Here is a 15680-nt window from a genome sequence, read left to right as displayed (position 1 = left end):
TGGATATCGAAAAGTTTAAAGTGATCTCAGGGGGTAAGTGATGGGTAGACAGAAACTACGTGGTGGAATAGATGTTGGGTCAACAACTGTTAAAGTTGTGATATTAGATGAACAGAACAATTCTCTGTACGAGACCTACCAACGCCATTTTTCTGATGTGAAAAAAGCAAGCAGGAGAGTTCTGAGCGAAGCAGCACAAGTAATTGGAAAACAGCAACCAATTTCATTCACAATTACTGGTTCTGGCGGAATGGGATTAGCAGAGACGCTTGGGCTAACATTTGTTCAAGAAGTTATTGCATGTACTAAAACAGTTGAAACAGTAATTCCAGAAACGAATGTTGCAATCGAATTAGGCGGTGAAGACGCTAAAATTACTTTTTTTGGCGCTTCATTGGAGCAAAGAATGAATGGCAGTTGTGCTGGCGGAACCGGTGCTTTTATTGATCAAATGGCGACGTTACTGAAGACAGATGCAGCAGGGTTGAATGAATTGGCCAAGGGATATGAAACGATTTATCCAATTGCCTCACGGTGTGGTGTTTTTGCCAAGACGGATATTCAACCGCTGGTTAATGATGGTGCACGTAAAGAAGATTTGGCAGCCAGTATTTTTCAAGCAGTTGTCAATCAAACAATTGCGGGTTTGGCTTCCGGTCACAAGATAACTGGCAAAGTTGCTTTCTTAGGTGGGCCTCTTTATTTCATGAGCGAATTGCGACAACGGTTTATTGAAACATTGAACTTATCCTCTGAAAATACAATCTTTCCAAAAAATCCGCAGCTTTTTGTGGCTAAAGGAGCAGCACTCTACGCAGAAGGCAAGTCTCCAACAACAATTGCTCAGTTAATAGAACACTTAGATGAAGCAGATAGTCAGAATTTGAAACCGACAAAGACGCTTCCCCCGTTGTTTAAGGATGAAAAGGAATTACAAAAATTTAGAGAGCGGCATCAAAAAGCACGGGTTGAAAAGGGAGACCTTGCAACTTATCATGGAGATGCCTTTTTAGGTATAGATGCTGGTTCAACTACAACAAAAATTGTTTTGATGGGTGAGGATCATAAATTATTATATACGTGGTATGGAAACAACGAGGGTGATCCGTTAAAAAAAACAATTACCATTTTAAAAGAGATGTATCTCCACTTGCCTAGCAAAGTAAAAATTGTAAAGACATGTACTACTGGTTATGGCGAAAAACTAATAAAGAGTGCATTAAAAGCTGATTTGGGTGAAGTTGAGACTGTGGCACATTATAAGGCGGCTCATTATTTTATGCCAGACGTTGATTTTATTTTGGATATAGGTGGTCAAGACATGAAGGCAATGCATGTTAAAAATGGTGCATTGTCAACCATTCAGTTGAATGAAGCATGTTCTTCAGGATGTGGATCTTTTATTGAAACTTTTGCGAATTCTTTGAAGTATGATGTGAAGAAGTTTGCGCAGATAGCATTATTAACAAAAAATCCAGCTGATTTAGGCTCACGTTGTACTGTTTTTATGCAATCAAAAGTAAAACAAGCACAAAAAGAGGGCTCCTCTGTGGGAGATATTTCTGCGGGCTTATCAATTTCAGTCATCAAAAATGCATTATTCAAAGTTATCAAAGCACGCAGCGCTAAAGATTTAGGTAAACATATTGTTTGTCAGGGTGGAACTTTCTATAACGAAGCTGTGTTACGGGCGTTTGAAAAGTTAAGCGGGCAAGATGTGATTCGCCCCAATATTGCAGGCTTGATGGGGGCGTATGGAGCAGCATTAATTGCCCAGGAGCGTTCTAAAGCTGGAGATGTTTCCAGTCTCTTGACAACAGAAGAAATGGATGGACTCTCATCTACGAGACAATTTGATCATTGTGGACGCTGTGAAAACAATTGCCTGTTGACAATTACTGTTTTTAATGATGGGCGCAAATTTATAACAGGCAATAGATGTGAAAAGGGTCTTCGAATCAAGTTGCAACCGCAAGATCAGCGAGTTAATCTAGTCAAGGAAAAATATCACCATCTTTTTGATTATCGTCCGTTACGCAAACGATTAGCGACTCGCGGAATTATTGGGATACCTCGTGTTTTGAACATTTATGAAAATTATCCTTTATGGGCTGTTTTCTTTAAAAAACTGGGTATTCGAGCGCAACTTTCAACTCGATCGAGTGAGCAGATGTATGAGAAGGGCATCGAGACGATTCCTAGTGATACAGTTTGTTATCCAGCTAAAATGGTGCATGGTCATGTACAATGGCTGATCGACCGCGGCATTAAAACAATTTTTTACCCAAGTATCGTTTTTGAACGCAAAGAAAGCAAGAATGCAGATAATCATTATAATTGTCCAATCGTCCAATCTTATCCAGATGTTATCCGCAACAATGTTGATCAGATTCGTAGTGGAGAAATCGACTATCGTAATCCTTATTTAAATCTTAACGACCATAAATCAGCTGCACGTAATTTATATGAAACCTTTAAAGATAAGGGTGTGACGCTTGGTGAAGTAGAAGATGCACTTGAAGAGGGTTATAAAGAACTGAAGAAATTCAAACAATGGGTTCAAAATCGTGGTGAAGAAACCTTACGTCTAATGCGACAAAATCATCAAAAAGGAATAGTTTTAGCGGGCCGCCCCTATCATTTAGACCCACAGATAAATCATGGGATCTCGCAGATTATTGCTGCAGAAGGATTTCATGTTTTGACAGAGGACAGTATTTCACACATGGAAGATGTTGCAGGACTGAGAGTTGTCAATCAATGGACCTATCACTCACGTTTGTTTGCAGCCGCTAAAGTTGCTGCAAAAACACCTGAGTTGGAGTTTGTACAGTTAAACTCTTTTGGATGCGGGATTGATGCAATAACAACAGATCAGGTTGAAGAAATACTTGCACAGCATAATAGACTATATACTGTTCTTAAAATTGATGAAGGAACTAACGTTGGTGCGATTAGAATTAGACTTCGTTCCTTAAAGGCAGCTGTTAATGAGCGGCATGCACAGCATGTTGAGCCTAAAAAACTTTATGATCTTCCGCAGCCAGTTAAGTTTACTAAAGAAATGAAAAAAAAGCATACATTATTAATGCCAATGTTATCACCGATTCACCAAGCACAGCTGGTAGATGTTGCTCTGCAGGCTTCTGGATATAATGTGGTTAATTTACCTGTAAAAGATTCTAACGCTGTTGATATGGGGACTAAATATGTTAATAATGATGCTTGTTATCCAGCAATCATAACAATAGGTCAAATGCTTGAAGCGTTAAAAAGTGGAAAATATGATGTCAATAATACTTCAGTCATGATGAGCCAAACCGGGGGCGGTTGCCGGGCAACAAATTATATTCCATTAATTCGGAAGGCTTTAAATGATGCCGGTTTTGGACAGGTTCCAGTTGTTTCTGTTTCACTTGGTAATCAAGGGGTTGAAGAAACACCTGGTTTTAAACTGACGATCCCGCTTGCAAAAAGAACTGCTTTGGCGTTTTTATATGGAGATCTGTTCGAAAGGGTTGTTTATCGAACTAGACCGTATGAGATTCAGCTTGGACAAGTTGATAAGTTACATGCAGCATGGTTGAAGCGTGTCAGAAAAAATGTGATCAATGGTAGTTTTCGAGAATTTAAGCGAAATGTGCAAAACATTGTAAGAGACTTTGACAACTTACCGCTTAGAGATATAAAAAAACCAAGAGTTGGTATTGTAGGAGAAATACTTGTCAAATACTCACCAATTGCGAATAACAATATCGTTCGTCTCCTTGAAGAGGAGGGTGCAGAGGTTATTTGTCCTGATATTGTCGGGTTTATGAATTATTCTTTATATAATCAAATTTATCGACACGATCATCTAGGATTTTCAGGCAAAAGTAAGCTCTTTGCAGAGTTAGCTCTCAAAGTAATCAAATGGTGTGAAAAACCGATGAATGTGGCACTAAAAGCATCTAATAGGTTTACAGGGATCGAAGCAATTGAACAAATGGCAGACGATGCAAGTGCTATTTTATCGTTGGGTAATCAAACTGGTGAAGGCTGGTTCTTGACGGGAGAAATGATAGAGTGCTTAAAAATGGGAATTAATAATATCGTCTGTATGCAGCCCTTTGGATGCCTACCCAATCATATTGTAGGCAAAGGAGTCGTGAAGGAGCTGCGTAGCCAGTATCCAGGTGCGAACATTACAATGATTGACTATGATCCTAGTGTTTCCTTTGTTAATCAGCTTAATCGGATACGATTAATGCTAGCAACTGCAAACAAAAATTTAGTGAGATAATAAAGGTCTTCAAAAAGGATTTTTTTAGAGTAAATAAAGCGGTTAATATATTCCAACACTGACTAGCAAATCTTTTTAGTTGTGAAGAGTAAGAAAATGACTGAAGCAGGATGAAGTTCTGACTTTAATTAATTTCTTGCTTTTTTTGTGTTTTCAGAACGGCAGTGTTTTTTTATTGCACTTATGAAAGGAGTTTTATAGAGTTACTTTAGGAGGACTGTTAAATCGGTCTAACTGGGAGAAGGCAGAGGAATGATCACTAGATGCTTATTAAGGATAAAGTTTCTAACCGAAAAGAGAATAAAGGAACAATTAAAAAAACAAAGCGCAAAAATTCTTTATTCTTTGAACACGGTTGGTGAAAAGCAAAGTAAATATGATGAAAATTATTATGCAAACAAATTAAGCATCGTTAATGGGATGTTTGTTTATGTGGATCAAGTTTGTATGATTAATGTTCTTTTCTTTAAGGTCGAAAAAAGTGTAAGAGAACGGAAAAAGAACAGAGAATGCGCAATGCGTTTGCTTTTTTTTAAAAGAATATTATCCAAAATGAAAAAAACTTTCCGTGGTGTAAAAAAATTTGGCAAAAAATTGAAATTAAAAATAATCAAACGGTGAGAAAAATTGTCCTGCAAGGCAAAAGCAAAGAAAAAACGCTCAAAAAAAACATCATTTCTCTAAAGGAAAATAGTGAGCAATTAAAAAAAATGTGGCTCAACATTCAAGGTGCGATGCAAGCTCTTAAAAAATATGAAAGTGAAAGGAAAAGCACTCTTAATTTAAACTGGACTGAAGGGCTCAATGAATGCTGGTTGAAACAACTGATAAAAAAAAGTGTGAAGAATCTGAAGATAGATTTAAAAAAACTGAATCTTATCTTATCAAGGTGAAATTTTGCAGGAAGTATGTAAGGCAAATTCAATACATTGGCCGTTCGAAAGTATCAAAGTTCTGATAGAACAACGGTTGAGCGAAGGGCAAAATTATAGTAACGACAAAAATGAGAGTAATCGGATAGGGTCAAAACTTTTCACACAAATGTGGAGAAGTTATGCGGTCAACAAACGGAAAGAAAATGCACAAAATAAACTTACTTTACTAATGTCTATAGTTGAAATGGAAACCTTAGATGGAAGTAGAAAACAGACCCAAAAATTATTGCGGTCTTTTGGAGAGATAACTCCAGATAGTTTTTTTTGGAATGATTTGGCAAAGACAGTTCAGATTGCTTTTCCCAAAGGATTGGCGGTATCTTCAAACCAAGTGCTAGCCCAAAAAATTCATCAGTTTCGTTATGTTATTTCGTTGCAGCAAATGGAATTCATAAGGGAACATTATTCACGATTGAACATGAATGATGAAGCAGCTTTGGCATGCTATTTAAGTGGATTAAGGAGAGAACAATATTCTCTGAAGGAATCGGCGCGTCTTCACCAAAAACGTAAATCTAAAAATGGACAAGGACCTAGAGGTTATTTGAAAACAAATATCAAAGTGGTGGTCAATTTCCATTCAGAGTTTATTCTTAGCGACAATGGTAGTTTTGTTAATGAAATTGAAACGGAAAAAGAATCTAAGGAAAATGAAAACGGAGTAGTTAATGGCGCCAGTTTTAATTATGCAGATGCGAACGATTATAGGGGTAAAAACGGGGCAAAATGGAATTCTAAACGATCGAAGCATTATATATTAGATATTAACATCCCTAAAAAAATGGAGCCTGAATTCCGCACAGAATTTACGAGGAGATATAAAGCGCCTTCTTTGATAAGATACAAGCTTAAAAATGATCCAATATATGCTGCTGCTAATCAAAGTGCATATCAAATAAATCAGCTCGCAGTGCGCGAATTTGAAAAAAAGTTGTCTTAAATTTGAAATGAAATTTTAGCAAATTGAATGCCATCTAATTTCAGAAACTCATCAAAATGGTTGAAATAATATTTCCTGGGAAAATTCGGAAGCAATATCAGTTTTTAAAATTGACTAGATTAAATGTTTCGGGTAACCTAAAAAACAAAAGAGATAAATGTTTGATTTTTAGACAAGAGGTGACGGAAATGATTGAATGCCAAAATATCAGCGTTACGTATAATAATGGAGTACAAGCTTTGAAGAAAATTAATTTGAGGATTAAGGGGCCAACAATAATGGGGATAATCGGACCAAATGGATCTGGTAAATCCACGCTATTGAAAGCGATATTGGGAATGATTCAGTTAACAGGCGAGGTTAGCATAAATGGTGTTTCTTCTAAAAAAATGCTAAAAAAAGTCGCATATGTTGCTCAGAAAACTCTGATCGACCTTTCGTTTCCAATAACAGTTAAGGAATGTGTGGCGTTGGGGACAATATCAAATGTAGGTCTTTTTAAAACAATCAGAAAGGGCGAATGGAAAAAAGTTGAAGAAGCTCTAGAAGTGGTTGGCTTGAAAGAACAGCAGGAAAGACAAATCAATGCCTTGTCAGGGGGGCAATTTCAACGTGTTCTGATTGCACGGTGCCTAGTTCAAGATGCTGAATATTTGTTTTTGGACGAACCTTTTGTAGGGGTTGATATGGTAAGTGAAAATATTATAGTAAAAATTTTAAAAGATTTAAAAGAGAGTGGAAAAACGATATTAATTGTGCACCACGATTTGAGTAAAGTTGAGGATTATTTTGATCAGCTAGTAATGTTAAATAATAAAATGATTGCTGTTGGAAAAACTAGTGATGTCTTTAACACAAACAATTTGAAGCGTACCTATGGAGAAAAAATTTTTATAGATGGAGGTGAATAGGATGGCCGCAGAGTTTATTCAAGGATTACTGGAATTTCACTTTTTACAAAATGCTTTGATAACTGCGGTTGTTGTTGGAATTGTTTCTGGAGTTGTGGGATGCTTCATTATTCTGCGAGGAATGTCACTAATGGGAGATGCAATCTCGCACGCCGTCCTCCCAGGAGTAGCCATCTCTTACATTTTGAATATCAATTTTTTCATTGGAGCAATTGCCTTTGGAATATTATCTTCTGTAATTATCACCTATATTAAAGAAAACAGTGTTATTAAAAGTGATACTGCAATTGGAATAACATTTAGCTCATTTTTAGCGCTTGGAGTTATTCTGATTGGGGTTGCACGCACTTCGACTGACTTATTTCACATACTTTTTGGGAATATTCTTGCAGTGCAAGATAGTGACAAGTGGATGACAATCGCAGTTTCAATTTTTGTGATCGTAATGATTGTTCTTTATTTCAAGGAACTTTTATTAACATCTTTTGATCCGCAGATGGCAAAAGCTTTAGGAATGCGTGTTAATTTTTATCATTATATGCTGATGATGCTATTGACGCTAGTCGCTGTTACAGCAATGCAGAGCGTTGGAACGATTTTAATTGTTGCATTGCTGATTACTCCTGCCGCTACAGCCTACTTATTTACTAAGACCTTGAAAAAGATGATCTTTTTGTCAGCAGCAATCGGGGCTGTGGTTTCAGTTGTAGGGCTTTTTGTAGGATATAGTTATAACATTGCTGTTGGTTCAAGCATCGTTTTAACGGCGGCAGTAGTTTTCTTGATCAGTTTTTTCGTCTCTCCAAAACAGAGGTATTTAAAAAAGAGGGGACATGACAAATGAAAGCGATAGGTTCATGGCTGGGATGTTTTTTTTCAGTTATTTTAGTTGTTTTTTTTCTGGTAGGATGTTCTTCTCTGGATAAAAATAAAACAGCAGAGGAGACAGAGACTTTAAAAGTGGTAGCAACCAATTCCATCATAGCTGATATTGCTAAAAATATCGGGAAAGATAGGATCACGGTGCATAGTATTGTTCCAGTTGGGAAAAATCCCCATGAATATGAACCATTACCAAAAGATATAAAGAAGACAGCTGAAACAGATCTTATTTTTTATAATGGGCTTAATCTAGAAACTGGTGGTAACGCTTGGTTTGAAAAGTTAGTTAAAAATACAAGAAAGAGATCAAATAAAGACTATTATGCAGTTAGCGATGGGGTCAGAAAAATTTATTTAGAAGGAAAAGCAGAAAAAGGTAAGGAAGATCCACATGCATGGATGGATCTTAAGAATGGGATGATCTATGCTAAAAATATTGAAAAGCAGCTTTCAGCTAAAGATCCAAAAAACAAAGCCTTTTATAAAAAGAATAGAAGAGCTTATGTAAAGAAACTGAATGTTCTTCATAATAAAGCTAAGCGTGAATTTGGAGATATTCCCACTAAGAAAAAAATGATTGTCACAAGCGAAGGAAGTTTTAGATATTTTTCTAGGGCTTATAATATTCCTTCAATTTATATCTGGGGAATAAATACAGAACAAGAGGGAACACCAAGGCAGTTAGAAAGATTGATTTCCAGACTTACCGATTCCTCTATTCCGGTGCTTTTTGTAGAAAATAGTGTCGATGAAAGATCTATGAAGACTGTTTCTAAGGATACTGGAATTCCAATTTATTCTGAATTATTTACCGATTCAGTTGCAGAAAAAGGTCGAGCTGGAGACAGTTATTATGCAATGATGAAGTGGAACTTAGAAAAAATAATTAGCGGATTGTCTCAATAAGAGATCAGACTTTATATACGTCGAAGTAGGAACGTTGAGTTTCAAAATATAAGGCTAAAACAAGGGAGTGGGCTAAGTAATTATTTTTGCCCATTCCCTTGTTTTGATCCTGTAAAAAATATAAAAAGGCTGTTACTTTAATGTACCTAACTTTTCAGAAATGACCTTGGCAGAATTGTCTAACTTAGCTTGTTCTTCGACAGTGAGATTAATTTTATTCACCTCAATCACACCTTGACGACCTATAACAGATGGATAACCAATATAATGAGCGTAGTTTTCTAGATAAACTGATGTGGGACACGCGAGGTGTGCATCAGAAAGAACAGCAAGAGTCAGTTTGATGGCACAGGTTGCAATCGCGTAACAGGTATAATGTTTACCGGAAAAAACAAGCCAGCCTCCACGTCTAGCACGCTGGTCCAATTCATCAAGATCGAGGCCCCTTGCAGAGGCGACTTCTGCAATTGGATGTCCCTTAATTTCCACCGTTGACCAAGCTGTGAATTGGGATTCACCGTGTTCTCCAAGGACATAACCGCTTATATTCTTAGGATCTTCATGTATTGCTTGACCGACTGCACGCTGCATTCTTGCAGTATCTAGAAAAGTTCCTGTACCGAGTACTTGCTTTTTACTAAGACCAATTTGACGTTGTAGAAGAGTGGTAATAACGTCACATGGATTGCTTATATTAATCAAAACACCGTTAAATCCAGAATTCTTAATTTTTTGTGCGACTTCTGAAACAACTTTAGCGTTGTAGTTCAATTCACCGAAACGATCTCCATCCATTTTGATAGACGAAATATTCCCAAAAGCCGTTATAATGACATCTGCATCTTGTAAGGCGCTATACTTTTGAGGAATAATTTTTGTGAAAGTATCTAAACGTGAGATTGTGTCTCTAAGATCATATTCCTCTGCAACTGCTTTTTCCGCATTTGAATCGATTAGAACAAGTTCATCAGCAATTCCCTTGGTCACAAGTGTATAAGCAATGGTCGCACCTACATGTCCTAGACCTATCACACCAATTTTTCTCATGTATAAAAGCCTCCATTAAAATAATCTAAATTTATTATAATGCCAATTTTAAATGTTCTGTGTGTAAAGTCAACTAAAGACAGGAACTTTTAACTGGTAAATTACTTTTAAAAACAGGATTTTTTTTGGTAAGATTAAGTTTAGGTTAGAAATATTTTTTTAATAGAAATGATGCACTGAAAATAATTGATCAAAGTTGAAATGGAATAGATGCAGTTATAGAAGGGATGATAACGAATGGTTTTAAAAGTGAGCTTGATACAGATGAATGTGGAATATGCACGAGCAAATGCTAATTATGAAAGGGTACAGCGATTGATTGAAGAAGCGGTTGTCGAGAACCCAGATGTGATTGTTCTTCCTGAGATGTGGAATGTTGGATATGCATTGGAGAAATTGAATGAAGTAGCTGACAAAGACGGCCGCACGACAAAGTGTTTTCTTGCAGGTCTTGCTCAGCGCTTCCATGTGAATATTGTGGGAGGGTCAGTGGCTACAGCAAAAGGGAATGCATACTATAATACTAGTTATGTTTTCAACCGCGAAGGTGAACTTTGCAGCGAATATGACAAAGTTCACCTTTTTGGATTGATGCATGAAGATAAGTGGATAACAGCAGGTAAAAAAATGAATCGTTTTGTTTTGGATGATATTCCAGCGGCGGGAGTTATCTGTTATGATATCCGTTTTCCTGAATGGGAAAGAACTTTGATGAGTAAGGGTGGTAAAATTTTATTTGTTAGTGCACAGTGGCCGAAGGAAAGAATAGAGCAGTGGAAAATTATGTTGCAGTCACGCGCAATTGAAAATCAGGCTTTTGTGGTAGCTGTTAATCGAATTGGTGAAGGTCCCAATGGTGAACACTTTAGTGGGCATTCACTTGCAATTGATCCATTAGGGAATATATTGCTAAGGGTCCCCGATGACAAGGAAGGTGGCTTTACAGTTAATTTGAATATGGGTTCTCTCGAAAAAATACGTGGTGAAATACCAGTTTTTTCAGATCGACGGACGGAACTGTATCATTAGTTACGAAAAGCTTAAAAAGCGAGCTAGATGGTTCATGTTTTGCGAAGTGAGGTGTAATATCAGCAACAAAGTATGTATACTGTCTGCCCATTATCTTTTTGTAAAGTAATGCTTCCATGAGCTTTTTAACGATCGAGGCTATAAAAAATAGTCCTACAATAGAAATAGTAGTAAAAGAAAAAAACAGACTCATTTAATTTGTTATCTAAATTTAAATGGTCAAAAAACAATGGATATCAATCTTTTTAATCTATATAAAAAATGACATTCAGCGAGCTCAATTGAAGAGAGAAAGGTTTGTGGGTTCATTGTTTCAATACTTACTAAGGTGAAAAAACAGGTAAAACATTATATAACTACTTCTGGCAATGTCATTGTCCAACCACTACGGCCTTGAAAAAATGTAGAATGAATAAGGGCTGGTTTTGTGCTACTGTAATGACTTTTTTACTGTTAAGTGTAGTGAGTGGCAAGAGTGACCAAAATGCTGCTGAGGATTAGGCAATTGTTTATTAAAGAGAGGGAAATGCTATTGATAAATCAGAGTATTGATTAGTTGCGGTAGGGTGTGAATATTAATAAGTAAAAAATTATCATTTTTAATAATTTAAATAATACATATTACGATATGTTATTTAAATTTTGGCAAAGAAATAGTAGAATAGAGATTATGTAGTTTAGTGCTGGTATGTTTATAGATAATTCTGTAATAATTGCACCAAGGATGTGCTGAGAGTAATATAGATAGCATGTTTTTAGCTAGAAACATATTTTTAGAATTTTTAAACATATTAGTGTAAAATACATGCATAGAAGGTAAAAAAATGTATAACTTACAGCGTTTGCTTGACAATGATATATTATTTTAGTATATTATGATAGTTCGTATGTTATATAAATTATTTTAAACATTCGGGGGAAAAAAGCGTGATTACTTTACAAAAATCTTTAACGAACTTAACGCAAGTTTTAAGGTTGCATGAGCGGCATCAAAACTCGCCTGATTTTGAAAAACTTGGCGCAATTGATATTTATTATTTAGAAGCTATCTATCAACTCAAGGAACCAACAATTGGTATGATATCTAAACTTCTTGATCAATCAACGCCCAACACTAATTATCACATCAAAAAGTTGATGAAGTTAGGGTTGATTGAGAAAAGATTAGACGATGTAGATCGACGGGTTACGCACTTGATGGTCACAGACAAGTATCATCAGATGATGGATTCAGACAATGAGTTTTGGCAGAGACTGGAAAACAAGCTTGAAGATGAAGTCGCACCTAAGGATTTGGCTATTTTTAAGCGTGTTTTACGTCAAACAATTGAGATAATTACGGATGAGAGTTTGGATGAATTTTAATAAAAGGACGTGTAACATTTATGATGGCTAAAAGTTGAGAGTGTATCTCGACTTTTTTTATTTACAATGATAAACGGCTAATATTATGTACGTTTAAGGGGCACAGATTGAGGCACATTTATACTGATGAATAGTTCTATCCAAACATTAAAGATTAAAAGTAACATTTTAAGGCTTATCGATTTTAATTTTAAAAATTAAACATTTTTTAACTGTTTTTCAAAAATTTTATAAAGTGTTATATGATATAATCAGCTCGATGAAGAAGGCGGCGTTTTTTAGTGAAGAGTCACTGTAGCTTGATTATTCTTTTGTGTGACAAAAGTTATTCGGAAGAATAATATTGTTAAGGCTGAATTAATTAATGCTTAAGATACCAATAATTAATTCAGAGCTGTTCAGAAAAGGTAAGTGAGACAAACTTCCCAAGCAAAGCGTAGTTAATTTTATGAAGGGTTGAAAAATTTGGTTAAAAAAAGAAGAAAAAAAAGAAAAAGCAGTCGGAAAAAAAGAGGCTTTTTATTAGTTAATGGTAAATTACAATTAACTGATGCTTTAGTGCTGGTTTTGATTATAAGTCTTCTGACAGTTCAAGCGATGAATTGGCTTGGAAAATACTCAACGTCAGATGATAATAATATAGATACCACACAATTCAGTGATAATACTAAAAGAAATTTTATTAATCAAATTTTGCCAATCGCACAAACTGAACAAAAAAAGCACCAACTCTTAGCTAGTATTACGCTTGCTCAAGCAGCACTCGAGTCAAATTGGGGACAGAGCCAATTAGCAAGCAAATATCACAATTTATTTGGTGTTAAAAGTAATGCGGCAGATGCACAGTTAATGACAACCTCTGAATATGTTAATGGGCAATGGATAACAGTTAAAGCGAAATTTGCAACTTACAAAGACTGGAACGAATCAATTGAAGCGCATACTCAGTTGTTTGTAAATGGAACTGAGTGGGATCAAGGACACTATCAAACAGTATTAACTGCTAAAAACTATCAAGAGGCAGCAGCTGCACTACAAAAACAAGGATATGCGACGGATCCAGGATATGCAAAAAAGCTAATCCAAATCATTCAAGAATATCAATTAAATAGATATGATAAAGTATCAACAAATTAAATAGAAACATTTTAATTTGTTGATTGAAATAAAATATGCTAATCTACTTTAAGTATTGTACTTATATAATGTCATAATATGGTTGACGAGTTTCTACCCAAGACCGCAAATCTTGGACTATAAGTAAAAAAAGCTATCAGCAAAGAGGAAGGCTTCTTTTACGACTTGTCGTATCAAAAGAAGCCTTTTTATATTCTCAAGAAAAAGGAAGGTTGGTTGAGTAGTTGAAATTATTAGAAGAACGGATTCGTGAAGATGGAGTGGTGCTTCCTGGAGATGTACTAAAAGTTAATCAATTTTTGAATCATCAAATTGATCCAGAATTGATGTATGCTTTAGGACAGGAATTTGGACGTTTATATAAAGAAGAAACTATTACGAAAATATTAACGGTTGAATCTTCAGGGATAGCCCCTGCAATCATGACAGGTTTGTTAATGCATGTCCCTGTTGTGTTTGCAAAAAAGCAGAAAAGCTCTACTCTAGATGGCAGCCTGTACACAGCAAAAGTCTACTCGTATACAAAGAAAGTCGAAAATACAATTTCGGTAGATGAAAAATTTTTGAGTGCTAATGATAATGTTTTAATAATTGATGATTTTCTGGCGAATGGTCAAGCTGTCAACGGCTTACTTGATATTTGCAACCTAGCAGAAGCAGAGGTTGCGGGAGTGGGAATTGCAATTGAAAAATCATTTCAAAAAGGTGCCGAGCTGATAAAAAAAAGAGGCGTAAGGTTAGAATCTTTAGCACGAATTTCTTCATTTCGGGATAATAAAGTACATTTCGTGAGGAGCTCTGAAAATGATTAATCAAATCGAGAAAAAAGTTGGTCACGGAAAGGCAGCAGTTTTAGGACTACAGCATCTACTTGCAATGTACTCAGGAGCAGTTGCGGTTCCCTTATTGATAGGAACGGCTTTGAAGTTTAATAGTTCTCAAATGACATATCTAGTCTCAATTGATATTTTCATGTGTGGTTTGGCAACTTTGCTGCAACTTTGGCGAAACCGCTACTTTGGCATTGGACTGCCCGTTGTACTGGGATGTGCCATTCAAGCCGTTGAACCTTTAAAAATGATTGGAAAAGAATTTACAATTGGAACAATGTATGGAGCTATTATTATTGCAGGCCTTTTTGTTTTTTTAATTTCCGGTCAATTTTCCAAAGTGAGGAAGTTGTTTCCTCCAGTTGTAACAGGTTCACTGATAACAGTCATTGGATTGACACTGATTCCGATTGCAGTCCAAAATATCGGAGGTGGTGATGCAACTTCAAAAGATTTTGGTGAATTACATAATATATTATTGGGTTTTCTAACGATTGCTGTTATTTTAGTTATTCAAGTGTGGGGCAAAAAATTCATAAGTACCATTGCCGTTTTATTGGGCTTGATTATTGGAACGCTTGTAGCTGCAATGTTAGGATTGGTTTCGTTAGAACCTGTTATGCAAGCTTCATGGTTCCGGATACCTCAGCCTTTTTATTTTGGGCCTCCTCACTTTGAATGGTCTTCTGCGGTCACAATGATTATTATTTCATTAGTTTCGATGGTCGAATCCACAGGTGTCTTTTTTGCGTTAGGAGATGTTTTGAACAAACCAATATCTGCGACGGAGCTAAAACACGGTTATCGTGCAGAAGGAATAGCGGCTGTTTTGGGAGGAATCTTTAATACCTTTCCGTATACGACATTTTCACAAAATGTCGGATTGTTGCAACTCTCCGGTATTAAAACCAAAAAGCCAATCTATTGGTCCGCAGGTTTATTAATGTTAATGGGGCTCTTGCCTAAAATAGGAGCCGTTGCAACTATTATTCCGACACCAGTTTTAGGTGGTGCAATGCTGGTAATGTTTGCAATGATAAGTGTTCAGGGAATGAGAATGCTGTTGAAAGTTGATTTTTCTAATCAGAAAAATTTATTGATTGTTGCTCTATCAGTGGGAATGGGGTTAGGAGTTTCAGTATATCCTGAGATTTTTCAGTTTCTGCCTAAAACAGTTCAGTTGTTGTTGGGAAATGGAATTGTCGTTGCAAGCTTAGTATCGGTTGGCCTGAATGTTCTTTTTAAAGGTCATCATGGCTTAGAATGATAATAAGCAATTGAATAAAGTGAGCGAAGCAGAAGCAAAATGTTTTACAAAGCTTAGGCATAAAGGTTCAAAGTAACTTCGATGATTCTATGGGCCAGCCCTCTTTTTTAAGAAAAGACAAAATTTTTTATAAAACAAGCTTTTTTTTA

General features: G+C 36.0%; 12 protein-coding genes and 1 riboswitch. Of the genes, 11 read left to right on the top strand and 1 reads right to left on the bottom strand.

Annotation, left to right across the window (positions count from 1 at the left end; translation table 11 throughout):
• The first annotated feature begins 40 nt into the window (after positions 1–40).
• The 6 genes from FC19_RS10745 to FC19_RS10715 all read left to right on the top strand — a co-directional run bounded on the left by FC19_RS10745 (position 41) and on the right by FC19_RS10715 (position 8856).
• Positions 41–4282 (top strand): 2-hydroxyacyl-CoA dehydratase, encoded by a 4242-nt coding sequence (locus tag FC19_RS10745; RefSeq protein ID WP_057876944.1) that lies wholly within the window; start codon positions 41–43, stop codon positions 4280–4282.
• 252 nt (positions 4283–4534) lie between these two features.
• The gene (locus FC19_RS10740; protein WP_057876943.1) at positions 4535–4903 is read left to right on the top strand and encodes a hypothetical protein; all 369 of its coding nucleotides are present in this window, start codon (positions 4535–4537) and stop codon (positions 4901–4903) included.
• A gap of 276 nt (positions 4904–5179) precedes the next feature.
• Positions 5180–6157 carry a DUF3114 domain-containing protein gene (locus FC19_RS10730; RefSeq protein WP_057876941.1) on the top strand — a complete coding sequence of 326 codons (978 nt, stop codon included), beginning with the start codon at positions 5180–5182 and terminating at the stop codon, positions 6155–6157.
• Between the two features lie 188 nt (positions 6158–6345).
• Positions 6346–7068 carry a metal ABC transporter ATP-binding protein gene (locus tag FC19_RS10725; protein ID WP_057876940.1) on the top strand — a complete coding sequence of 241 codons (723 nt, stop codon included), beginning with the start codon at positions 6346–6348 and terminating at the stop codon, positions 7066–7068.
• A gap of 1 nt (position 7069) precedes the next feature.
• Complete coding sequence (locus tag FC19_RS10720) at positions 7070–7912, top strand: metal ABC transporter permease (protein ID WP_057876939.1); 843 nt, start codon at positions 7070–7072, stop codon at positions 7910–7912.
• The gene (locus tag FC19_RS10715) at positions 7909–8856 is read left to right on the top strand and encodes a metal ABC transporter substrate-binding protein (RefSeq protein WP_057876938.1); all 948 of its coding nucleotides are present in this window, start codon (positions 7909–7911) and stop codon (positions 8854–8856) included. Before FC19_RS10720 ends, FC19_RS10715 begins: the two co-directional genes overlap by 4 nt.
• Positions 8857–8988: 132 nt before the next feature.
• Here the strand turns inward: FC19_RS10715 and FC19_RS10710 are convergent, their stop codons facing one another.
• Entirely contained in the window at positions 8989–9903 is a 915-nt protein-coding gene (locus FC19_RS10710; protein WP_057876937.1) for an L-lactate dehydrogenase, read from the bottom strand.
• Between the two features lie 237 nt (positions 9904–10140).
• Here FC19_RS10710 and FC19_RS10705 point away from each other — a divergent pair, with 237 nt between their 5' ends.
• From FC19_RS10705 to FC19_RS10685, 5 genes are all read left to right on the top strand, one after another.
• Positions 10141–10932, top strand: a complete 792-nt coding sequence (locus FC19_RS10705; RefSeq protein WP_057876936.1) for a carbon-nitrogen family hydrolase — start codon at positions 10141–10143, stop codon at positions 10930–10932.
• A 927-nt stretch (positions 10933–11859) separates the two neighbouring features.
• On the top strand, positions 11860–12297 hold the full coding sequence (locus tag FC19_RS10700; RefSeq protein WP_057737569.1) for a MarR family winged helix-turn-helix transcriptional regulator: 438 nt from the start codon (positions 11860–11862) through the stop codon (positions 12295–12297).
• A gap of 456 nt (positions 12298–12753) precedes the next feature.
• A complete protein-coding gene (locus FC19_RS10695; RefSeq protein ID WP_420805510.1) occupies positions 12754–13434 on the top strand; it encodes a glycoside hydrolase family 73 protein in 681 nt (226 codons plus the stop codon).
• A 41-nt stretch (positions 13435–13475) separates the two neighbouring features.
• Positions 13476–13574: riboswitch (purine riboswitch) on the top strand.
• An 84-nt stretch (positions 13575–13658) separates the two neighbouring features.
• Positions 13659–14246 carry a xanthine phosphoribosyltransferase gene (locus tag FC19_RS10690; RefSeq protein ID WP_057876934.1) on the top strand — a complete coding sequence of 196 codons (588 nt, stop codon included), beginning with the start codon at positions 13659–13661 and terminating at the stop codon, positions 14244–14246.
• Positions 14239–15531 (top strand): nucleobase:cation symporter-2 family protein, encoded by a 1293-nt coding sequence (locus FC19_RS10685; protein WP_057876933.1) that lies wholly within the window; start codon positions 14239–14241, stop codon positions 15529–15531. The genes FC19_RS10690 and FC19_RS10685 overlap by 8 nt, the downstream gene beginning before the upstream one ends.
• The last annotated feature ends 149 nt before the right edge of the window (positions 15532–15680 follow it).

It is taken from the genome of Liquorilactobacillus aquaticus DSM 21051 (genome assembly GCF_001436755.1).
GTDB lineage: Bacteria > Bacillota > Bacilli > Lactobacillales > Lactobacillaceae > Liquorilactobacillus > Liquorilactobacillus aquaticus.
The sequence above is the reverse complement of the archived record's forward strand: the minus strand, read 5'-3'. Positions and strand labels throughout refer to the sequence as shown.